Raw genomic sequence first — 21310 nt, 5'->3', positions numbered from 1 at the left:
ATCTCAGTCATAGACAATCACTCAACGATCGGCCGTGAAATCAGAAGCCATGCAGGTAGGGCAGCGCTGCCATGGTGCGGCTGAGCTCCAAATCCCTGGCAAGTAACTGCCCGGTGGCATCCCATTGACCGCTGCGCAGCATGTCGAGGGCACCACCGGCCAATGCCATTGCTTGCGTCGTTGTCCCATCACTGACTGTCAGTGATTCCAAATCAAGAGTCCACTCAGCTGCCGGATCAGACTCCACAGCATCCTGAAGCTTGCGGATATCCTCCACGCCAGCAGTGGCGCAGGGAATGCCCAGTGCCAGGCAGTTTCCATAGAAAATTTCAGCAAAGCTCACACCGATCACGGCTCGGATGCCCCAACGCATCAAGGCCTGAGGAGCATGCTCACGGCTGGAGCCACAACCAAAGTTGTCGTTCACCACAAGGATCGAGGCACCTTGATGCGCTTCTTGATCAAAGGGGTGGTCGCCGGCGAGCTCCGTGCGGTCATCCGCAAACGCCTGCTCACCTAGGGCGTCAAAGCTCACGCATTTCAGAAAACGGGCCGGAATGATCCGGTCGGTATCGATGTCATCACCCCGTAGCACCAGTCCACGGCCTGACACCCGCAAAATCTGACCCTGGGGGAAGGCACTGGTTTCAGTCATGAATGAAACAGACAACGGGATCGAAAAAGCGGGATTGAAAAAACGATGGGATTTGGACAGCCCTGGGCTCAGTTCAGCTGACGCACATCGCTGACTCGGCCTGCGATCGCAGCGGCAGCAACCATGGCCGGACTCATCAGCAACGTACGACCGCTGGGAGAACCCTGACGTCCTTTGAAGTTGCGGTTGCTGGAGCTGGCACTAATTTGACGACCCTCCAGCCGATCGGGGTTCATGGCAAGACACATGGAGCAGCCTGGTTCCCGCCACTCGAAACCGGCTTCACGGAACACCTGATCCAATCCCTCAGCAACCGCAGCCTGAGCCACCTGTTCTGAGCCAGGCACCACAAACGCCTTGATGCCATGCGCCACATGGCGACCGCGGGCCACAGCGGCTGCAGCCTGCAGATCACTGAGTCGTCCATTGGTGCAGCTGCCGATGAAGCACACGTCCACCGGAACACCCTCGATGGGCTGACCGGGGGCGAGTTCCATGTAGCGATAAGCCTCTTCAGCGATGGGGCGATCAGCAACTTCGAGCTCGTCGGAGACCGGAACACACTCATCCACACCAATGCCCTGGCCGGGGGTGATCCCCCAGGTCACCGTGGGCGCAATGGTGCCAGCGTCGAAACGGATCTCGTCGTCAAAGCAGGCATTCGAATCGGAAGCGAGCGAGCGCCACCAGGTCACTGCACGATCCCAAATCTCCTCAGCAGGCGCCTCAGCGCGGCCCTTGAGATAGTCGAACGTGACCTGGTCGGGATTCACATAGCCACAGCGTGCACCTCCTTCAATGGCCATGTTGCAGAGGGTCATGCGCTCCTCCATCGACAGGGCCTCAATCGCGGGTCCCGCGAATTCATAGGCATAACCAACCCCTGCCTTCACCCCCAGAGTGCGGATGATGTGGAGGATCAGATCCTTGGCGAACACACCCTCGCTTAGACGGTTCTCCACCCAGATTCGGCGCACCTTGAGCTTGTTCATCGTCAGGCTCTGGCTAGCGAGCACATCTCTCACCTGGCTGGTTCCGATCCCAAAGGCAATCGCCCCGAAGGCGCCATGGGTGGAGGTGTGGGAGTCACCGCAAGCCACGGTCATTCCTGGCTGGGTCAGGCCAAGCTCGGGAGCAATCACATGCACGATCCCTTGGCGACCACTACCGAGGCCGTTGAGTGTGATGCCATGCCGTTGGCAATTCCGCTCCAAGGTGCTGAGCATTTCCTCTGCAAGAGGATCCGCGAATGGCCGAGCCTGGCTGAGGGTGGGAACGATGTGGTCGACGGTGGCCAACGTGCGCTCAGGACAGCGCACCGGCAGACCTTTCTCGTCGAGAGCGGCAAAAGCCTGGGGGCTGGTTACCTCATGAATCAGGTGCAAACCGATGAACAGCTGTGTGGCACCGCCAGGCAGATCTGCGACACGATGCAGATCCCAGACCTTGTCGTAGAGGGTTCCGCTGCTCATTCCAGGTCAGCTGTGAACAGCCAACCCTAGATGGCCAGCCGTCAGGATCCGGTGGCCATCAGCTGCAGCCGCAGCCGGTTGAGCGCCTCACCGGAACTGACCATGCGGATCCAGTCACGACCGCGGCTGGATCCGAGCCGGATGGGATGACTCTCACATCCGTCCGGGCCTGCAACCGCGAGATGCACCAAACCCACCGGTTTGGACTCGGTTCCACCACCTGGGCCTGCAATCCCTGTGATGGCCAGAGACCAGTCACTGCCTGTCAGGCGTCGAACGCCCTCCGCCATGGCCTCAGCAACGGGATCACTGACGGCGCCAACCTGCTCAAGCAAAGCTTCCGGCACACCCAGCACCTTGTTCTTGATGGCATTGGAATAGGCAATCACCCCGCCTAGAAGAACATCCGACGATCCAGGTACAGCGGTGAGCTCAGCACCCAACCCCCCACCGGTGCAGGACTCGGCCACTGACAAAGTTTGACCGCGTCGACGCAAGTGCTCAAGCACCACGGTGGCCAACGATTGATCATCAACCCCGAAACAGAGCTGGCCGGTGCGTCGGCGCAGATCGTCTTCCGTGGCCATCACCAAACGTTGCGCCTCGGCTTGAGACGCAGCCTGTGCCGTAATGCGCAGTTTCACCTCTCCGCGGCCTGCATACGGTGCCACCGTTGGATTGGACTGATCGAGCAGATCGCCGACCTGCGCAGCCAGCGCCGATTCGCCAATCCCCCAGAACCGAAGCATGCGGCTGACGTAAGCGCCATGGGACAGTCCGGACTGACGGAACCAAGGCGCTGCTGTCTGTTGCCACATCGCCCGCATCTCGCTCGGGACACCAGGGAAGGTGAGCAGCGTGAATCCTTCAACAGGTGACCAGATCATTCCTGCAGCGGTTCCGGTGGGATTGGGCAGCACCTCAGCTCCTCGAGGCAACAAGGCCTGACGGCGGGTCTCAGCACTGGGCTCTCGACCACGACTGCGTGATTTCGCGGTGATATCGGCCCAGACCTCCGGCCGCTCCTCCAGGGGCGTTGAGAACGCCGCGGCGATCGCTTCAGTGGTGAGGTCATCCGGAGTGGGGCCCAAGCCACCGGTGGTGATCAACACCCGAGAGCGTCCAGCGATGTCTTGAACCTGATCGATCAAGCGCTCTCGGTTATCACCGATCACGGTCTGCCGGTAATGCGGCAGACCAAGAGCCGACAGTTCTTCAGCCAGCCAGCGGGCGTTGCCATTAAGGATGTTGCCCAGCAGAAGCTCCGTGCCGATGCAGAGGATTTCCACACCGGAGGGCTGCGAGGTCTCAGCCATGAGGGTCGGAACAGCAGGACTGGGAACAATCCTCCGGAACTGATGAATCGCTCGCTGAGAGCTCCGCTTCAGGGTCGCGATCATTGCTCCGTTGACGCTGAATCACCACCACGGTTCCGACCAGAATCGCAGTAGCCAAACCGAGCCAGAGAAAACGCATTTCCACGTTGGCCACCACCATCGCGATGGCTGCCAGCCACTGGGTGAACACATAGATCAGCAAAACGGTGCGGCGATGACTGAAGCCCGCCCTCAGCAGCCGGTGATGGAGATGGCGGCGATCGGGATAAAAAGGAGACCGACCTGAGCGAAGCCGACCCATGATTACGGCCGACATGTCGGCCAGTGGCAGAGAGAGGATCAGCAGCGGCAGCAGCAGACTGACAGTGGTGAGCCCTTTAGCTGGGCCCACGATGCTGATGGCAGCCAGGCTGAAACCAAGGAAATAAGACCCCCCATCTCCCATAAAGATGCGGGCGGGATTGAAGTTATGCCGGAGAAAGCCCAAGCAGGATCCGGCGAGCGCAGCAGCGAGAAAAGCTGCGGCAACTTGATGCAGAGAGAAGCTAACCGAGACGAGGCCAATGGCCGCGATGCCTGCAACTCCAGCGGCAAGTCCATCCAACCCATCCAGCCAGTTGATGGCGTTGGTAATGCCAACAAGCCAGATCACCGTTGCCAGGAGACTGATCATGTCAGGCAGCACCACCGCCTCTGCGCTGCTCGACAACCAGGGAAGATCGATCGCGCCGATCTGAACCCCCTGCGACCAAACCACCACAGCCACAGCCACTTGACCGGCAAGCCGAGGCCATGGCGAGAGCGAAAAGAGATCGTCAGCCAGGCCGATCACAAAAAAACAGAGCGAACCCGCGAGCGTCGTCCAGATCAATTGATCGCGGGCTGGCGACAGCAGTCCGAATCCACCAAACAGCCATGTCAATCCCAGGGCCAAACAAAACCCCAGCACCATGGCCACTCCACCAAGACGCACCATGGGAACGCTGTGCTGCTTGCGAGGATCAGGCGTATCGGTGAATCCATGGCGCAATCCGAGCCGTCGCACCACCGGCGCAATCACCATGGTGATCATCGCCGAAACGACGAAGATCCCAATGGCGACTGCGAGGGGAGTGCTCGCGAGAGTCACGCCAAACTCCGGAGGTGTCAGCCCGTTACGGACCGTGTTGAGGCAATCCTAGGCAGCTCCTTGGAGGGGATCCAAGGGGCCGTGGTCCAGTCAGACAAGCGCTGGCTCAGCTGCCGTGGCGTACAGAGGAAAACGGCTGCAGAGGCTTGCCACCCGCTCCAAGCAGCGGCTCTGAATCGCATCATCCTCAGGGTTGAGCAGGCGATCAGCAATCACATCGGCCACTTCCCGGAAGGCCTCGACATCGAAACCACGCGTTGTCAACGCGGCGGTGCCGAGGCGTAGACCGCTGGTTACAAAGGGGGATTCAGGGTCGAAGGGCACAGTGTTCTTGTTGGCCGTGATGTGCACATCACTGACCAGGAGATCGGCAACTTTGCCAGTCATGCCGATGCCTCGCAGGTCGAGCAGCACCACATGGTTGTCAGTGCCACCGCTCACCACATCGATGCCGCGGGCCACCAGACGGTCCGCAAGAGCAGAGGCATTAGCGACCACCTGCTGGCTGTACTGCTTGAACGCCGGCTGCAGAGCCTCACCGAAGGCAACGGCTTTGGCTGCAATCACATGCTCAAGAGGGCCACCTTGGCTGCCGGGGAATACAGCCTTGTCAAACTTCTTGGCGAATTCGGCATCGCGGCAGAGGATCAAACCTCCGCGAGGCCCCCGGAGCGTTTTGTGCGTGGTGGTCGTGACCACATCGCAGTGGGGCACGGGGCTGGGATGCACACCAGCCGCTACCAGACCGGCGATGTGTGCCATGTCGGCCAGCAAATAGGCACCGACCTCATCAGCGATGGCACGGAAGGCGGCGAAATCGATGATGCGGGGATAAGCGGAGTATCCGCAGACAATCAGGTTTGGCTTGTGCTTTAGCGCGAGCTGGCGGATCGCCTCCATGTCGAGGCGCTGGGAGTCCTTGTCGACGCCGTACTGGACAACGTTGAACCACTTGCCACTGACGTTGACCGGTGAGCCGTGGGTGAGGTGACCACCATGGGAGAGATCGAGGCCCATGATCGTGTCGCCCGGCTGCAACAGAGCCAGGAACACCGCGAAATTGGCCTGTGCACCACTATGGGGCTGCACATTGGCCCAGGCAGCACCAAAGAGCTCTTTCGCTCGCCCGATCGCCAACTCTTCGATGGCATCAACGTGCTCGCAACCGCCGTAGTACCGCTTGCTGGGCAGACCTTCGGCATACTTATTCGTGAGGACGGAACCCTGAGCTTCCATCACAGCGCGGGAAGCAAAATTTTCAGAAGCGATCAGCTCAAGGTGGGTTTCCTGCCGCCTCTGCTCCTGATCGATCAGGCCTGCGATGGCCGGATCCTTGGCGGCCAAGGATGCATTGATCGGGGCCGAAGCGAAATCCGTCATGCCTTGCAACGTTGCGTTGCCTGAATCGTAGGCAACAGGCTCTGACTGTCGAAAAAGTCAAAAAAAAACTGCCAAAAGGCAGTTTCAAAGCGCGCCTGGAGAGATTCGAACTCCCGACCCTCTGATCCGTAGTCAGATGCTCTAATCCGCTGAGCTACAAGCGCTTGCGTAAGACCATCTGACCCCACGGAGGTGCCCTTCGTCAACTGGGGTCCATCCCCACGCCACAATCACTTCACTGCAATGGCCCATCCCCATGCCCATCCGCTGGTACGGCCCCGCTGACCCGGCCGATCCCACCTATCGCCACTTCAACCGAGTGGTGAATTTCGTCCTACACGCCATGGTGTTCGCAGCGTTGAACAGTGGGCTGTGGTTCATCCAGCAAATGCGCCACCCCTGGGATCATCTCGACCTGTTCAGCGAGCTCTGGCTCGCCGGACTGATGACCCATCTGGTCATTGTTCTGCGATTGCGTCCAAGCGGAGATGCGGACAACTCCGCATCCTGAGAGCAACATGACGGCAACCTCGCCATCGCCATGACCCTGGACGCTGCTGATCTGCAGGACCTCACCGCTGCCCTGGGCGACCGTCTTTATTTACAGGTGGCGGGCTGGCATCTGTATCTGGGTGACGCTGGGCTTGCCGAAAGCCTTGCCATTGAATGCAGCGCCTTCCTCGACCAGGGCGCCGCCGTCTGTGCAAGGCGTGCTCTTGAAGCCGTCCAGGTTCCGATTGGAGGTGGCAGCAGCCGTCTGCCCCTGGCACGCCTGTTGCCGTCCTCTCAACTTTGCGAACTCGAGCAGATTCTTGAGGACCACTGCCGATAAAGTTGCTGGGTACCTGGAGTTCTCGTGCTCATCATCGAGGTCACCAACGCCAGAGAGGTGGTGCGCCAGAGAATTGGTCGGCTGGGTGAACGGCTGATTGGAAAAGTTGTCGATCCCGAAGCGCAGGTGGAAAAAGCCTTAATTCAGGAGATCGATACTGCCTTCCGCGAATTCGGAATCGAGGCGCGGATTCTCTCTGTAGAAGGTCCGCAAGTGATTGGACGCCAACACCTCGAACTACCGATCCACGTGCGCGAGGAACGGGCGGTGCGGCTCAGCGACGAATGAGTCTGCGTCGCAAACCGCCACTGATCTGGCTCACTTCCGGAACGGCCAGAGCCTGACCAAAACCGACGAAGAGCAGCAGCCCCAGGCTCCCGGATAAACCCACCTGGAGACCACGTCCGATCAGATCCTCCGGCCATGCGAGGCCAACACTGAGTAGCCAAGCGAGAAGACCAGCCCCGATCGCAGCCAGAATCAGCTTGATCGTGTCCAAGCCCCATTCCCTGAGCGGCAGCCCACCGAGACGCACCTGAAGCGCCAGCAACAGCACCACACAGGTGAGCAGATTGATTAAAACGGTGGCCAACACAAGACCTGGCGCCCCAAGATTGATAGGCAGCTGCGACCCCCAAGGCGTTGGGCCGCCCACCAGAGCCCAGTCAAAGAGCACATTCAGACCTATCCCCGCCACGGAAAGACGGAAGGGTGTTGTCGCATCACCCAGGGCATAAAACACTCGCACGAGCACATCCCGACCGAGATAAGCCGGCATGCCGATGCCATAGGCCATCAGCAACCCAGTCACCAGCTGCACCGCTTGCTGGTCGAAGGCGCCACGCTCATAGACCAACGCCACGATTGGCGCCGCCAGCGCCAGAAACAATGCTCCGAGGGGCAGCATTGAAGCTGTTGACAACATCACCCCTTGACGAATTCTGGCAATCAGCTGAGGACGATCCTCTAAAGCCGTCAGGCGCGAAAACGTCGGCAAAAGCGGTACCAGCAAGGCATTAGAGATCAAGCCCAGGGGGGTCTGGACCAGGAGATTCGCGTAGCCGAGTCCTGCTGCTGCGCCGATGATTCCCGACGCAAAAAACAAATCCGTAAAGACGTTGATTTGAAGCATCCCCGACGAGAGGGTTGCCGGACCCATCACGCGCCAGACTTCGCGGACACCGGGATGACGCCAGTCCCACTCCAGGCGCAGACGAGCCAAGCCCTGTCGGGCCAGCGCCGGCAGCTGCAGCAACCACTGCAACAGTGCACCCACAAGGGTGGCCAATGCCAACACCACTCCACCCCAAAGCGCATGCATGGGTTCGGCGATCGAGGCACCCAGCTGCCACCAGAGCAGACCTACCCCGACGATGAGAGCGAGGCTCGACATCAAAGGAGAAATGGCAGGAATCCAGAATTCATCTGCAGCGTTTAAAGATCCAAACCCGAGGCCGATCAAGCCGGCCAGCAAAGCCATCGGAGCCATCACCTTCAACTGCTCCACGGCAATGCCATGCAGCTCGGGTGACAGTCCAGGTCCCACAAGCGTGATCAGCGGATCTGCCGCCAGCACCAGAACCGCCGTCACCGCGAGCAATAGGGCACTCACCGTGGTGTTAAGCGCGGCAAGGATATGGGCTCCCTCTTCCCGAGGGCGACGGCTCAGCACGCTGACCATGGCGCTGTGGAAAGGCCCATTGATGCCTCCAAGGAGAATCAACAGGAATCCGGGCAGCACGTAGGCATAGTTGTAGGCGTCATAAGCCGCACCAACGCCAAAGGCAGCAGCGATCACCAGTTGGCGAATCAACCCACCCCCTTTGCTCAGAAGGGTGCCGAACGTGACCACCAGGGCAATGCGCTTGAGAGATCTCGCCATCGACGCCCGCAGACCTCCTCCATTACATGCGGAGATTCTCGGTGCATGCACAAGGCACGATGGCGGCAGCCAGCACGCCCCAATGACCGTCACCCAGCTGCTCTCGTTTGAACCCTTGACGGAGGGAGTGCTGATCAAGCGCTACAAGCGCTTTCTGGCAGACATTGAACTCGAAGACGGGACCGTGGTGACGGCTCACTGCGCCAATACCGGCCCCATGACTGGTGTCCTACATCCGGGTGGCAAGGTAAGGCTTCGCTACTCCCCCTCCCCCAAGCGCAAGCTGGCCTGGACCTGGGAGCAGGCGGAAGTTCCCGGTGCCGATGGGACGCCTTGCTGGGTGGGCATCAACACCGCTCTACCCAACCGTTTGATCCGAGCAACGATCGAAGCCGGCTGCTTGGAGGAGCAGCTCGGTGCGATCGCCGAAATCCGGGCTGAGGTGGCCTACGGCGAGAACCGCCGCAGCCGCATCGACCTATTACTCACACCGGATGCCAGCGCCAAGGATCAGCGTCCGATCTACCTCGAGGTCAAAAACACCACGTGGAGCGATGGCCCCTTGGCCCTCTTCCCTGACACGGTCACAGAACGGGGTCAGAAGCACTTGCAGGAGCTGATGCATGTGCTGCCAGATGCCCGCGGCGTGCTGGTGCCGTGCCTAAGCCGGCCGGATGTGACGGCTTTCGCCCCGGGCGACAGCGCCGACGCGCGCTATGGAGAGCTTTTTCGCGAAGCAATGGCTTGCGGCGTTGAAGTGCTCCCCTGCTGTTTCCGGTTTGAGGCCGATCGCGTTCTTTGGGAAGGAGGAAGGGATGTGTGGCTTCCAAAACCGCTTAACAACTGAAATGCAGCGTCCGTTACTAGCCATGCACATTTGGCAACATCCAGCAGCAATTGTGTAACAACAGACACTTGCCAGGTGGTCGCCGATTGGCACATTGCTAATTAAGCGGTGAGGGAATCCTCACTGTGTCTGCAGCCCTGCTCTTCATTCATGACAACTGCTCTGCATTCGCCTTTCAGGCGGAGCAAGTCAAGGCTTCAGGAGGCCAGCCTCCTGAACGGACCGATGCTTCTCCTGAAAAGCATTCGCGGTTTCCGCACCAACCGCTCGCTCACCTGGCTTGCTTGCGTGCCCGTCGCCCTCATGGGTCTCGGCCTCTTCAACCTGACCGTTCACGCAGCTGAACTTCCAGAACTCAACGCTGTATTTCTGGCCAACAACCTTTGGCTGTTCATCGCAACGATCCTGGTGATCTTCATGAACGCCGGCTTCGCCATGGTCGAAGCAGGGATGTGCCGTCAGAAAAACGCAGTCAACATCCTCGCCAAAAACCTTTTTGTGTTTGCCCTGGCCGTGACGGCCTACTGGTTCATCGGCTACTCGCTGATGTACGGCAACGGCGACAACGGATGGTTCTTCTTCAAGGGTCTGTTCTTTGATCCAGCTGTCACCGCCGAGATGATCACCGATGGCGCTCTCGTTCCAACGGTTGATTTCCTCTTCCAGGCTGCCTTCGCTGGCACCGCAGCAACCATCGTTTCCGGTCTGGTGGCTGAACGTGTCAAGTTCGGTGAGTTCGTAATTTTTGCACTCGTCCTCACCGCTTTCATCTATCCGATCTCCGGCTCCTGGCAATGGAATGGTGGTTGGTTGAGCGAACTCGGTTTCATCGACTTTGCCGGCTCGTCCATCGTTCACTCTGTCGGCGCATGGGCTGGCCTGGTTGGCGCCATGCTTCTTGGTCCCCGGATTGGCAAGTATGTGAATGGCACCACCCAAGCCATTCCCGGTCACAACATGGCGATCGCCACCCTGGGTGCTCTGATCCTGTGGATTGGCTGGTATGGCTTTAACCCCGGTTCCGAGCTGGCCATGGACCAGTACGTGCCTTACGTGGCTGTTACCACCACTTTGGCCGCTGCAGGTGGCGCCATCGCTGCCACCATCGTTTCCACCATCACCTCCGGAAAGCCTGATCTGACAATGATCATCAACGGCATCCTGGCCGGTTTGGTGAGCATCACCGCAGGTTGCGGAAACATGACTCTGGTCGGTTCCTGGGTCGCTGGTGCTGTGGGCGGCGTGATCGTTGTGTTTGCAGTGGCCGCTCTGGATGCCTCCGGCATTGACGATCCCGTTGGTGCTTTCTCCGTGCACGGTGTGTGCGGTGTCTGGGGCACCCTGGTGATCGGCCTTTGGGGCGTTGACGGTATGGATCCCGGCGCAGCCGGCCTGGGCCTGTTCAACGGTGGTGGTATCAGCCAGCTCGGTATCCAAGCCGTCGGTTGTGCTGCTTACGCCATCTGGACGCTGATCACCTGCTGGATTGCGTGGAGCATCATTGGCGCTCTGTTTGGAGGCATTCGTGTCACCGAAGAAGAGGAGCTCAATGGACTCGACATCGGCGAGCACGGCATGGAGGCTTATCCCGACTTCGCCTCTGCCGGCAACTGAGGTTCATCACGAGAACCCATCAACCCCGGCCCTCATGGGTCGGGGTTTTCTTTTGGTCACGCCTAAGGGCAATGACCTGCTCTGGTCGTTCCATGAAGACGACCATGGCCGATAGCCCATAGAGTCACTGGATTGCCGCCGCGCCCATGGATACCCACGCCTTCAAGCGCTCCTTGCATCATTCCGACCGTTACAACCGACGCGGATTCGGGCGTGCCGAAGAAGTGGCTGGAAGCCTTGAACAGGCCTATCAGAGCGGTCTGATCGGGTCCATCCGCGAAAACGGCTACAAACTCAGCCATGGCCGCCTCAGTGTGCGCCTCGCCGAAGCCTTCGGCTTTTGCTGGGGCGTTGAACGCGCCGTCGCCATGGCGTACGAAACCCGCAAGCACTACCCCAGCGAGCGCCTATGGATCACCAATGAGATCATCCACAACCCTTCGGTGAATGATCATCTTCGCGAGATGAACGTTCAGTTCATTCCTGTTGAAGATGGCGTCAAGGATTTCTCAGGCGTCACCAACGGCGACGTGGTAATCCTTCCCGCCTTCGGCGCCACGGTGCAGGAGATGCAGTTGCTCAACGAGCGGGGATGCCACATTGTCGACACCACCTGTCCTTGGGTGTCGAAGGTGTGGAACACCGTCGAGAAACACAAGAAGCACACCTTCACCTCCATCATTCACGGCAAGGTGAAGCATGAGGAAACGCTGGCCACCAGCTCATTTGCCGGGACTTATTTGGTGGTTCTTGATTTAGAGGAAGCCCAAATCGTTGCCGACTACATCGTTGGGAAGGGCAACCGCGCCAATTTCATGGCCCGCTTCTCCAAGGCCTGCTCGCCTGGGTTTGACCCCGATCGCGATTTGGAGCGATTGGGTGTGGCCAACCAGACGACGATGCTCAAGCGTGAAACCGAGGAAATCGGCAGGCTGTTCGAACGAACCATGCTCAGCAAGTTCGGCCCGACCCAGCTGAACGAACACTTCCTGGCCTTCAACACCATCTGCGATGCGACGCAAGAGCGCCAAGACGCCATGTTCTCGCTTGTGGATGAACCCCTAGACCTCATGGTCGTCATCGGCGGCTACAACTCCTCGAACACCACCCACCTGCAGGAGATTGCGATCAGTCGGGGCATCCGCTCTTTCCATATCGACACGCCAGAACGGATCGGCGAAGACAACAGCATTGAGCACAAACCGTTGGGCGAAGACCTGACCCGCGACCACAATTTCTTGCCCAGTGGCCCCATCAGCGTGGGGATCACTTCAGGCGCTTCCACTCCCGATCGCGTGGTTGAACACGTGATTCAACGCTTGATTGCTCTCAGCGATGAAAACTAACAACCCAAGCGCTTTACATTGGTTCACCTTGTGCGACTGACCCGCCAGGGACTCCCATCCGTGCTGCTCTTGTCGAGACCATCAGCCGATACCCTGCGCTCCTGCCAGGACCAAGATCCCCAGGTGCGCTGCTACCGCAGCCACTTCAGTGACCGCATGGAAATGCGTGCTGATCCCCGGACGGTCTCGGCCTATCTCGATCAACATGAAGGCTGGTTTCGTCGTTGTGCAGCTCCCATGGAGGTGGACGCCATCGACGCTCAGGCCTATGCGCTGACTCTGGGACGTTTCGGCAACTTTGGATTCGAGGTAGAGCCGACCATCGGCTTGCGCCTCCTGCCACGAAACGACGACCAATACGCCATCGAGACGGTGGCACTGCCGAATCTGGATGCCAGCCTTGCCAAGCTCTATGACGTTGATTTCCAAGCCAGCCTTGGACTGGTGAACGATCAACTGAATCCTTCAGGCCTCACGCAGACATGGGTGAGCTGGACTCTGGATCTCACGGTCTGGGTGGCCTTGCCTCGCGTGATCACCATGCTCCCCGACCGTCTAGTCCAATCCAGCGGCGATCATTTGCTGCGCCAAATTGTGCGACAAATTTCACGTCGCCTCACCTGGAAAGTCCAAGAAGACTTTCATGCCAGCCATGGATTGGCATGCCCTCCCCGCCGTCGGTCCGCCTTCTGATTGCCCATGTCAGTCGCATCAAGACCCGCACTCGATCCAGAGCGTTTTGAAACGGCATTGCTGAAGGCAGAACTCAGCGAGGATGAAGCGGAAATCATTGATCACATTCGCTACATCGGTGTGTTCAATGAATTGTCTTTAAGGCAGTCACTATCACTGGCCTCCAAGCCTCCTGCTCTTTACAAACTCTGCAAAGCCTGTACAAAAATCGGGGCGCACATTGCGAATGATTTTTCAGAAATGATGTCTTGGTCTCAAACACAAAGTGACGATCAAATCGCCTGGCACGGAAATCTCATTTGTTCCATCGCTTACACCTGTGATGGCCGCAAACTCCAGCCCGAAGATGGCACCTCGCTGTATCACACCTTTGCGGTGCATCGCGAACTCTTCAACGGCCTCGAGTCCAGTTAGCGGAGCCGTGAATCGGGTCCATTCATGCACCATGAACGCCATCCAAAAGCCCTTTTCCGAAGAAAAGGCTTTTGCAACAACGTTCTGCAAATGGCCTCGATCAGCGGTTTTCCCAGATGCGGTTGAGAATCTCCATGCCGCTGACGGCTTGCCAGAGAAACAAGGTGAGCATGCCCATATTCAGACCGACGTGGGCCTTGCGGGCAATCAGATTGCCGCGTTGCATCAAGGGAGAGAGAGCCGCTGCGGCAGCGATCATGGCGGTCATCGCCAGACCCACCAAGAGGTGGGGGCCGACAAAGAGCTTGCCGTTATTCAGGTAGGTGACGGCCATGCCCCCGAGGGTGCCGAACACCATGAAAGCAAGCAGGGCACTCCCCCAGAGGTAGTGGCGCTGGGCAAACTTTCCGGGCAGCAGCGCCTTGCGTTGTTCGGCCGTCCCGGTCCGGACCTTCTTGGCCTTGATGCCCAGATACATGGCATAACCGCCTGCGGCAAGCAGCGACCACATCATCAAGGGATGGACGAAGTTGAGGCCAAAAGACAGAGTCGCAGGCATCAAAAATCACATGGATTCCAATGACCCTAGAACTGCAGCACCCCGGACTGATGCCCGGGGCAACACAGCAACGGTTTCATCAATGCAGGAAATGGCGTCGTCCCGTCAGGAGCATTGCCACCCCCAGTTCATTGCAGGCCCGAATTGAATCGTCATCTCGCTTGCTGCCACCGGGATGAATCACAGCGGTAATGCCGTTTTCAGCGGCCAGGCGAACCGTGTCATCGAACGGGAAGAAACCGTCACTAGCCAAGACCGCACCTTGGGCCCGATCGCCAGCGGCCTCCAGGGCAATCCGGGCCGAGCCCACCCGATTCATCTGGCCGGCTCCCACCCCCAGACTTTGTCCATCGCGCGCCACGACGATGGCATTGGAGCGCACATGTCGAACCAGCTGCCAGGCGAAGCAGAGATCATCCCGCTCCGTCGCAGTGGGTGCCCGGTCAGTGGCCACGGTCCAGTCGTCAGGTGTGACCAGTTCATCATCGAGATCCTGCACAAGCACCCCACCGAGGATGCTGCGAACCTGATCGCGCCCAGCTACATCAATGGCTTCGGGAGCTAACTCCAACAAGCGCAGATTGCCCTTGGTAGAGAGAATCTCGCGGGCTTCAGGTGCAAATGAAGGAGCAACGACGCACTCCAGGAACAGACTGGTGAGCTCCTTGGCTGCAGCAGCATCCACACATCCGTTCAATGCAACGATGCCGCCGAAGGCACTGACACGATCGGCATCCAACGCACGGGTGAGCGCGATGGCTGTGCCATCGCCGATGGCCACGCCGCACGGATTGGTGTGCTTAACCACCACCGCCGCTGGACGCCTAGCGGGATGGAGCCCCCCGCTGCCGTAACCGAACTCACGCACGGTGGCCAGAGCGGCCTCCAGATCCAGCAGATTGTTGGTGCTCAGCTCCTTGCCCTGCAGCTGAACAGCACCACCCCAGCCTGATGTCTCAGCGCTAAACCAGCCGGCTTTCTGATGTGGGTTTTCGCCATAGCGCAGCTGTTGACGCAAAGGCAGCGCCTCCAGCCAGGGCAGAGCCGCGTCCGACGTCTCTGGCTCCAGATCCAGTTCCGGTCGGGCTTGCATCCAGCGGGTGATGGCCGCGTCGTAGGCCGCTGTATGCGCAAACGCCTCAAGCGCCAGTTGCCGGCGGACGGAGGGACTAAGAACGCCGCCTGAAGCCTCTAACGCTGCCAGGACCCTGTCGTACTGATCAGGATCGGTGAGCACTGCCACATGCTCATGGTTCTTGGCAGCTGAGCGAACCATGGTGGGGCCGCCGATGTCGATGTTCTCGATGGCCTTATCCCAGCTGACGGCGAGATCAGCGACAGTTTCGCGAAATGGATAAAGGTTGACGACCACCACATCGATTGGATCGATCTTCTGTGCGACCAGATCAGCCTCATGGGCTGCATCGCCGCGTCGGGCCAGGATTCCGCCATGGATACGGGGATGGAGGGTCTTGACGCGGCCACCCAGAATTTCAGGTGCACCAGTGTGATCAGCCACCTTCGTGACGGGAAGTCCGACATCTTGAAGCACCTTGGCCGTGCCACCGCTGGACAACAGCTGATAACCAAAACGGTGATGCAGAGCTTCGGCAAGCGGCACCAGCCCGCGCTTGTCGGAAACGCTCAGCAGCGCAATGGGAGCCATGGCAGCAGGACACGGAACAGACCTTGGGCCAACCTACGCAGCAACAGGACACGCCCCCATGCCCGATTCCGTGCTTCAGGCCACCATGCCTCCAGCCACGGCACGACTGGTGCTTCTGCATGGATGGGGTGCCGATGCCGATGATCTGATGCCCCTCGGCGCTGCACTGAGCGCACAACTGCCATTCTCGATTGATTGCCTGGGCTTGCCTGCTCCCGAGCCGCATCCCGGTGGCATGGGGCGACAGTGGTACGGATTGTTCCCTGGCGATTGGCAGGCTGTATCACCAGCCGTTGAGCAGCTACAGCAACGTCTTGAGGCACTCGAGCAAACACCGATTCCACTATCCAGAACAGTGTTGATCGGTTTTTCACAGGGAGGCGCCATGGCCGTTCACGCAGGCTGCAACTTGCCGTTGGCCGGCGTGATTGGTTGCAGCGCCTACGGCCATCCGAACTGGAAGGCTCCCCAATGGCGCCCCCCTGTGCTGCTCTTGCACGGTCTGAATGACGAGGTGGTTCCACCAGAAGCATCCGCGAATCTGCAGGCGGAACTGAAGGAGGGATCGTCCGTCGACTGTCGCTTGATGAACTTTCCTGGAGGCCATGCGATCCCGCAGCAAGCGGAGCAGGCGATGGTCTGGATGATCTCCTCCTGGCTGAGTTAGATCAGCCTGGAGGGGATCCCAACAGGATTCGTCAGTGACAGAGTTTCTGGGTCAAACGAAAGCGTATTCGTACTCTTCCATCTCTTCCCAGTCATCGGAAGCAAGCTCCAGACCTTCGAAGATGACCTCTTCACCCACCTTGTCGACAATGCTGCGGAGCGAGGGGAACAAGAAGTGGTTCTCTTCGGCGTATTGAGCGCTGAACAGACCTTTCTCTCCCCAGAAGAAACGGTCGGTGGTGTGCTCATTACGACGTACGAACAGTAGCGCCGGAGGAACGAGGGCACCCTCAGCAATGAAACGGCGTGCAGCCGTCACGGGCTTATGTTCGCCGGTTTCCAAATTGAAGGTGGGCACATGCGCGAGAACACGCTGGCCGGCGAGGCGACGACGACTGATCCGCTTGCGCTTCTTGGACATGAGAAAAAAGTTCCCGCGTACGGGAGTGAAGAAAGAGGACGGGGGAGCGCTGAACGTCAGAGCTGTTGCTCACAGCTCTTCAGTGACCACCTCGCGACGAGCGTCGGCAATCATCAGCACTGGAATCGAAGGGATCCAGGGGCACTGAATCGCATATGGACACACTCCATGGCTCACGCCGACGTGACATCGACGTCAACAGGGGATACATCAACCTCTGCTGTAACCTCGGTTGAGCGCAAAGCGCAACCTCAATTGGAGCAACGAAGAAGCACGGCCGCCCAAGGGGCGTGCTTGTTGTCGTTCATCTGATCTTAAGACTTTTTCCAAAATTGGCAAGCAGGTCGGGTCAGTTGCCGACCTCTCGTCTGTATTCAGCAACACGGTTCCGCCGATGCATCTCTCCGATCGGTTTCTGGGACTCGCGCAGCAGCAACTGAAGTTCCTGGCCGCTGATGCTGATCTCGCACGCCTGGCGCTCTACATCACTGAACGGGATCAGCATGAGACGCCCACGCTGACCCTGGTGGCGCAATGGCCTCACGACAAGAGCCTGCCCCCTGCGATTTCAGATGATCCCAGCCTGCGCAGCGCAGCACCGGAACGCCGCTGGTACCCACTGCGCTACGACCAGAACCTGCTGGGCGTCTTGCGTGCCGAGCAGCATGCCTTGCCCAGCCGAGAAGCCCACGAGGCGCCGCGTCTGCAGGCCTGCGCAGACACCCTCGCCTGCATCCTTGGCCTCGAGCTGGACCGGCAACGACTGCACGATCAGCTGGATCAGCAACGGAATCAGCTGAATTTAGTGGTGCACCAGCTGCGCAACCCGTTGACGGCCCTGCGCACCTACGCCCAGCTGTTGCTGCGTCGCCTTGGGCCGGACGACCAGCATCGTTCGCTGGTGGAAAGCCTGATGCAGGAGCAGGCCCAGCTCAACCTATACCTGCAGTCTCTCGATCGCCTCGGCCAGACGGATCCACGTCTAGGAGCCGACAACGCGACACCTCTGCTGCTTCCGCCCGTGCCAGCGGATGCTCCTGATCTCACCATCGCGGAGCTGTTATCTCCACTGATTCAGAGGGCATCAGCCACCGCAACACTGCAGAGCCGACCCTGGAATGGGCCATCGCAGTGGCCCGAATGGACTCAGACACCCCGCGCCGCACCCGATGCCGTGGTGGCGGAAATCGTTGCCAACCTGCTGGAAAACGCCTTCCGTTACAGCCCACCAGGATGCGAGCTGGGCCTGACGCTGCTCGATCACGACATCTGCATTTGGGATGCAGGACCGGCCATCCCGGCTGAAGAAAGAGAACACATCTTCGCGAAAGGGGAGCGAGGGAGCAGCAGCACCGACCGGCCAGGGTCCGGACTTGGTCTGGCACTGGCACGACAACTGGCGGACAACCTTGGCGGCTCGCTCACACTGCAGACCGCCCCAAAAACTCTGGATGCTTCATTGCCTGCCGTGGGCAATGCCTTTGTGCTCAGACTGCCGCGGTCATCCCAGGCAACAACACAGCTGCAATGAGCAGGATCAGAGTTTCCGTCACCATCAGGCTGGCGCCATAGGTGTCTCCGGTGTGTCCCCCTAGGCGACGCCCCAGCCATTCCGCCACCAACACGGCAGCACCCAGGGCCAACAGCACAACCAACAGCAGCATCGGCAGCAGAGCTGGCTGCAGAACCAGGGCCATCCCCATCACCACCGCCAGCAACAGGAGCGTTGGCCGGCCTTCCCGCAGTCCCCGGTGATGGCGACGATGAAACCCAGCTGTGCCCTCACTGCGCAGGTAGCGGAAGCGTGCCATCGCCCAAAGCGGCGCGACTCGCCCCGCCACAGCAGCGAGGATCAACACCGCCGGCGCCCACGCGTCCAAGCGCACGAGGGCGGCGAATTGCAGCAGCAGCACCATTACGAGAGCCTGCACGCCACTGGCACCGACGCGACTGTCATCCATCGCCTCCAACACGCGAGCCGACCCCGCTGCCAGACCATCTGCTGTGTCCATCAGGCCATCGAGATGCAATCCCCCAGTGAGCCATAAGCCAAAGGCCAAAACGACCGGCGCCACCGACAGAGGATTCCAACTCAGGGCTGAAAGCAGAAACCAAAGACCCGCCATTAATCCTCCGATGACCACACCAATCCAGGGGGCAAACCGAGCGATGCGCTCAAAGCGGGGCGCCGGCCAGATCCAGCCGGGCAGGACGGTATAGAAGACCCAGGCACCGGCCAGATCACGCAGCCAGGAAGGAGAGCTCAACCGCAGGACGTTGACCGCACGGGGATGCGCTCACCGTAGGTTCAGAGGTTGGTCGGAGAAGCGGGTGTTCGACTTCACAATCACAAATCAGTGCCAGCGCACGGCCGCGCGGTGCGGCAGCTTTTCAACGCCCCACGGAACCGTCAACACACCACGCTTTATGCCTGTGGGCACTCTGGCCACGGTGAAAGGCGTGACCACGGATCAGCTCGCGGCCACGGGCGCTCAGATGGTGCTCTCCAACACCTATCACCTGCATCTACAACCGGGAGAAGGGGTGGTCGAAGCCGCTGGAGGGTTGCACCGCTTCATGAATTGGAACGGGCCAATGCTCACCGATTCCGGTGGCTTCCAAGTGTTCAGCCTGGGCGACCTCAATCGAATCGATGACCACGGCGTGGACTTCCGCAACCCACGCGATGGCAGCCGCATTCTGCTGACACCCGAACGCTCGATGGAGATTCAGATGGCGCTCGGGGCGGATATAGCCATGGCCTTCGACCAGTGTCCCCCTTATCCGGCTTCAGAAAACGACGTGGAGGAAGCGAGCCGTCGCACCCATGCCTGGCTCGAGCGCTGCGCTCAGGCGCACCAGCGAGATGATCAGGCTCTGTTTGGCATTGTTCAGGGCGGTTGCTTCCCTCACCTGCGCGAACGCAGCGCCCACGCCGTCGCCAGCTTTGATCTTCCAGGCATCGCCATCGGAGGTGTCAGCGTCGGGGAACCCGTAGAAGAGATGCACAAAATCGTGCGCCAGGTGACGCCGCTGCTTCCCGATGATCGTCCCCGATACCTGATGGGGATCGGCACACTTCGGGAGATGAGCGTGGCTGTCGCCAACGGCATTGATCTCTTCGACTGCGTGCTGCCCACGCGACTGGGGCGTCACGGCACCGCCATGGTGGGCGGAGAACGCTGGAACCTGCGTAATGCCCGTTTCCGCCATGACCACACGCCCCTCGATCCAACCTGCCCCTGTCCGGCCTGCAGCCAGCACAGCCGTGCCTACCTGCATCACCTAATTCGCAGTGAGGAGTTGCTTGGGCTAACCCTGCTGAGCCTGCATAACCTCACGCATCTGATCCGTTTCACGACGGCAATGGGCCAGGCGATTCGGGATGGCTGTTTTTCAGAGGATTTCGCTCCCTGGGACGAGGCCTCGCCTGCTCATCACACGTGGTAGCGTCCGCAGACTGACTGTTGTTTCCCGGGATGGCTGCACTCTCCCTCGATCTGCTGGCCCAGCTTCCTGAGGCTTATCAAGCTTTCGGTCCGCTGATCGATATCCTGCCGATCATCCCGGTGTTCTTCCTACTGCTCGCCTTTGTTTGGCAGGCCTCGGTGGGCTTCCGCTAAGTCTTTAGCGGCGCTGTTCTCCGCAGCGCAATACGGCCCAAACAAACCGTGGGAGCACGAGGTAGCGACGCCAGCGACTTGGTTCTTGGAGGAGGCGATACAACCACTCCAGCTGGAGTTGACTGGTCCATTCGGGTGCACGTTGCTTGAGGCCGGACCAAACATCGAAACTGCCTCCAACACCCATCCAGATGCCTGGTAACCCCTGCCTCTGGGAGCAAGACCACAGCTCCTGCTTGGGCACCCCGAGTGCCACCAGGACAAGATCTGGCCTGAGGGTTTGCAGCCGTGTTTCCAGCGTCGGCCAGTCGGTGGGCTGCTGATACCCGTGTTCTGCAAACACCAGCTGCAGGTCAGAAAACTGGGCACGGAGGCGATCCAACAGACGCTCCATCACGTCAGGAGAAGCTCCCACAAGCGCGACACGCCAACCATGGGCAGCGGCAAAGGTAAGCAGTGACCAGGCCAGCTCAATCCCTGGACTGCGGCGCACCTTCACGCCCTGCCGTCCCAGAGCCCAGACCACGCCAGCACCATCAGGCACCACAAGGTCTGCAGCTTCGATGACAGAACCCAAATCGCTGTCCCGACGAGCACGCATCGTCATCTCGGCATTAAGGGTGACGATCTGACCACCGCCATCGCTGTGCAGGGCGATGGCAGCGGAGGCAACATCCCGGCAAACATCAATGGGGATACCGAGCACGCGGCACCGGCGCCGATCACGAGGACCAGTGGTGATTGCTTCCATCCAGGGACCGCCAGCACGAGAGA

Annotated in this window: 23 protein-coding genes and 1 tRNA gene; 12 read left to right on the top strand and 12 right to left on the bottom strand. The window is 59.7% G+C overall.

Annotated features, from left to right (window positions below):
* Nucleotides 1-40 precede the first annotated feature (40 nt).
* From SynA1560_RS01600 to SynA1560_RS01575, 6 genes are all read right to left on the bottom strand, one after another.
* A complete protein-coding gene (locus SynA1560_RS01600; protein ID WP_186501025.1) occupies nucleotides 41-655 on the bottom strand; it encodes a 3-isopropylmalate dehydratase small subunit 2 in 615 nt (204 codons plus the stop codon).
* 68 nt (nucleotides 656-723) lie between these two features.
* Nucleotides 724-2127 (bottom strand): 3-isopropylmalate dehydratase large subunit, encoded by a 1404-nt coding sequence (leuC, locus tag SynA1560_RS01595; protein WP_186501024.1) that lies wholly within the window; start codon nucleotides 2125-2127, stop codon nucleotides 724-726.
* Nucleotides 2128-2168: 41 nt separating this feature from the next.
* Nucleotides 2169-3443 carry a competence/damage-inducible protein A gene (locus tag SynA1560_RS01590; protein ID WP_186469981.1) on the bottom strand — a complete coding sequence of 425 codons (1275 nt, stop codon included), beginning with the start codon at nucleotides 3441-3443 and terminating at the stop codon, nucleotides 2169-2171.
* Nucleotides 3436-4593 carry a glycosyltransferase family 4 protein gene (locus tag SynA1560_RS01585; protein WP_186501023.1) on the bottom strand — a complete coding sequence of 386 codons (1158 nt, stop codon included), beginning with the start codon at nucleotides 4591-4593 and terminating at the stop codon, nucleotides 3436-3438. Before SynA1560_RS01585 ends, SynA1560_RS01590 begins: the two co-directional genes overlap by 8 nt.
* A gap of 90 nt (nucleotides 4594-4683) precedes the next feature.
* On the bottom strand, nucleotides 4684-5973 hold the full coding sequence (gene glyA, locus SynA1560_RS01580) for a serine hydroxymethyltransferase (RefSeq protein WP_255477017.1): 1290 nt from the start codon (nucleotides 5971-5973) through the stop codon (nucleotides 4684-4686).
* A 90-nt stretch (nucleotides 5974-6063) separates the two neighbouring features.
* Nucleotides 6064-6137: transfer RNA gene (locus SynA1560_RS01575), tRNA-Arg, on the bottom strand.
* Between the two features lie 92 nt (nucleotides 6138-6229).
* On the opposite strand from SynA1560_RS01575, the gene SynA1560_RS01570 reads away from it, so the two are divergent.
* From SynA1560_RS01570 to SynA1560_RS01560, 3 genes are read left to right on the top strand one after another with little or no spacing between them, the layout of a single operon-like run.
* Nucleotides 6230-6484 carry a hypothetical protein gene (locus tag SynA1560_RS01570; protein ID WP_186501022.1) on the top strand — a complete coding sequence of 85 codons (255 nt, stop codon included), beginning with the start codon at nucleotides 6230-6232 and terminating at the stop codon, nucleotides 6482-6484.
* Between the two features lie 30 nt (nucleotides 6485-6514).
* Nucleotides 6515-6805, top strand: coding sequence for a DUF3181 family protein (locus tag SynA1560_RS01565; protein WP_186501021.1), 291 nt, complete (start codon nucleotides 6515-6517; stop codon nucleotides 6803-6805).
* Between the two features lie 24 nt (nucleotides 6806-6829).
* The gene (locus SynA1560_RS01560) at nucleotides 6830-7093 is read left to right on the top strand and encodes a cytochrome-c oxidase (RefSeq protein ID WP_186469977.1); all 264 of its coding nucleotides are present in this window, start codon (nucleotides 6830-6832) and stop codon (nucleotides 7091-7093) included.
* Here the strand turns inward: SynA1560_RS01560 and murJ are convergent.
* Complete coding sequence (gene murJ / locus SynA1560_RS01555) at nucleotides 7080-8687, bottom strand: murein biosynthesis integral membrane protein MurJ (protein ID WP_186501020.1); 1608 nt, start codon at nucleotides 8685-8687, stop codon at nucleotides 7080-7082. The genes SynA1560_RS01560 and murJ overlap by 14 nt on opposite strands.
* Before the next feature lie 82 nt (nucleotides 8688-8769).
* On the opposite strand from murJ, the gene sfsA reads away from it, so the two are divergent.
* From sfsA to SynA1560_RS01530, 5 genes are all read left to right on the top strand, one after another.
* Complete coding sequence (gene sfsA, locus SynA1560_RS01550) at nucleotides 8770-9534, top strand: DNA/RNA nuclease SfsA (protein ID WP_186501019.1); 765 nt, start codon at nucleotides 8770-8772, stop codon at nucleotides 9532-9534.
* 150 nt (nucleotides 9535-9684) lie between these two features.
* Nucleotides 9685-11148: an ammonium transporter gene (locus SynA1560_RS01545; protein ID WP_186469974.1), complete on the top strand. Its 1464-nt coding sequence runs from the start codon at nucleotides 9685-9687 to the stop codon at nucleotides 11146-11148.
* Between the two features lie 146 nt (nucleotides 11149-11294).
* Nucleotides 11295-12494, top strand: coding sequence for a 4-hydroxy-3-methylbut-2-enyl diphosphate reductase (locus tag SynA1560_RS01540; RefSeq protein ID WP_186469973.1), 1200 nt, complete (start codon nucleotides 11295-11297; stop codon nucleotides 12492-12494).
* Between the two features lie 60 nt (nucleotides 12495-12554).
* Nucleotides 12555-13187 carry a DUF1997 domain-containing protein gene (locus tag SynA1560_RS01535; RefSeq protein WP_186469972.1) on the top strand — a complete coding sequence of 211 codons (633 nt, stop codon included), beginning with the start codon at nucleotides 12555-12557 and terminating at the stop codon, nucleotides 13185-13187.
* 6 nt (nucleotides 13188-13193) lie between these two features.
* Nucleotides 13194-13601, top strand: a complete 408-nt coding sequence (locus SynA1560_RS01530; protein ID WP_186501018.1) for a hypothetical protein — start codon at nucleotides 13194-13196, stop codon at nucleotides 13599-13601.
* A gap of 100 nt (nucleotides 13602-13701) precedes the next feature.
* Here SynA1560_RS01530 and SynA1560_RS01525 read toward each other — a convergent pair whose 3' ends face one another.
* Both SynA1560_RS01525 and purH read right to left on the bottom strand, forming a co-directional pair.
* A complete protein-coding gene (locus tag SynA1560_RS01525; protein ID WP_186469970.1) occupies nucleotides 13702-14160 on the bottom strand; it encodes a DUF4079 domain-containing protein in 459 nt (152 codons plus the stop codon).
* 79 nt (nucleotides 14161-14239) lie between these two features.
* Complete coding sequence (purH, locus tag SynA1560_RS01520; protein ID WP_186501017.1) at nucleotides 14240-15826, bottom strand: bifunctional phosphoribosylaminoimidazolecarboxamide formyltransferase/IMP cyclohydrolase; 1587 nt, start codon at nucleotides 15824-15826, stop codon at nucleotides 14240-14242.
* A gap of 58 nt (nucleotides 15827-15884) precedes the next feature.
* Between purH and SynA1560_RS01515 the strand changes: the two genes are divergently transcribed.
* Nucleotides 15885-16493, top strand: a complete 609-nt coding sequence (locus tag SynA1560_RS01515) for an alpha/beta hydrolase (RefSeq protein ID WP_186501016.1) — start codon at nucleotides 15885-15887, stop codon at nucleotides 16491-16493.
* 51 nt (nucleotides 16494-16544) lie between these two features.
* On the opposite strand, the gene SynA1560_RS01510 is transcribed toward SynA1560_RS01515, so the two are convergent.
* Nucleotides 16545-16913, bottom strand: coding sequence for a DUF3155 domain-containing protein (locus SynA1560_RS01510; RefSeq protein WP_186469967.1), 369 nt, complete (start codon nucleotides 16911-16913; stop codon nucleotides 16545-16547).
* 394 nt (nucleotides 16914-17307) lie between these two features.
* Here SynA1560_RS01510 and SynA1560_RS01505 point away from each other — a divergent pair, with 394 nt between their 5' ends.
* Nucleotides 17308-18444, top strand: coding sequence for a sensor histidine kinase KdpD (locus SynA1560_RS01505; RefSeq protein ID WP_186501015.1), 1137 nt, complete (start codon nucleotides 17308-17310; stop codon nucleotides 18442-18444).
* Here SynA1560_RS01505 and cobS read toward each other — a convergent pair.
* A complete protein-coding gene (gene cobS, locus SynA1560_RS01500) occupies nucleotides 18401-19180 on the bottom strand; it encodes an adenosylcobinamide-GDP ribazoletransferase (protein WP_186469965.1) in 780 nt (259 codons plus the stop codon). The two genes, SynA1560_RS01505 and cobS, sit on opposite strands and share 44 nt — an antisense overlap.
* Before the next feature lie 64 nt (nucleotides 19181-19244).
* Between cobS and tgt the strand changes: the two genes are divergently transcribed.
* Both tgt and SynA1560_RS01490 read left to right on the top strand, forming a co-directional pair.
* A complete protein-coding gene (tgt, locus tag SynA1560_RS01495; protein WP_186501014.1) occupies nucleotides 19245-20363 on the top strand; it encodes a tRNA guanosine(34) transglycosylase Tgt in 1119 nt (372 codons plus the stop codon).
* Nucleotides 20364-20392: 29 nt separating this feature from the next.
* Nucleotides 20393-20536 (top strand): photosystem II reaction center protein K, encoded by a 144-nt coding sequence (locus SynA1560_RS01490; RefSeq protein WP_186469963.1) that lies wholly within the window; start codon nucleotides 20393-20395, stop codon nucleotides 20534-20536.
* A 4-nt stretch (nucleotides 20537-20540) separates the two neighbouring features.
* On the opposite strand, the gene SynA1560_RS01485 is transcribed toward SynA1560_RS01490, so the two are convergent.
* On the bottom strand, nucleotides 20541-21287 hold the full coding sequence (locus SynA1560_RS01485) for a WecB/TagA/CpsF family glycosyltransferase (RefSeq protein ID WP_186501013.1): 747 nt from the start codon (nucleotides 21285-21287) through the stop codon (nucleotides 20541-20543).
* Between the last annotated feature and the right edge of the window lie 23 nt (nucleotides 21288-21310).

Origin of the sequence: Synechococcus sp. A15-60 (assembly GCF_014280095.1) — a bacterium.
Taxonomy (GTDB): domain Bacteria; phylum Cyanobacteriota; class Cyanobacteriia; order PCC-6307; family Cyanobiaceae; genus Synechococcus_C.
This window is presented reverse-complemented; position numbering and strand designations above follow the sequence as displayed.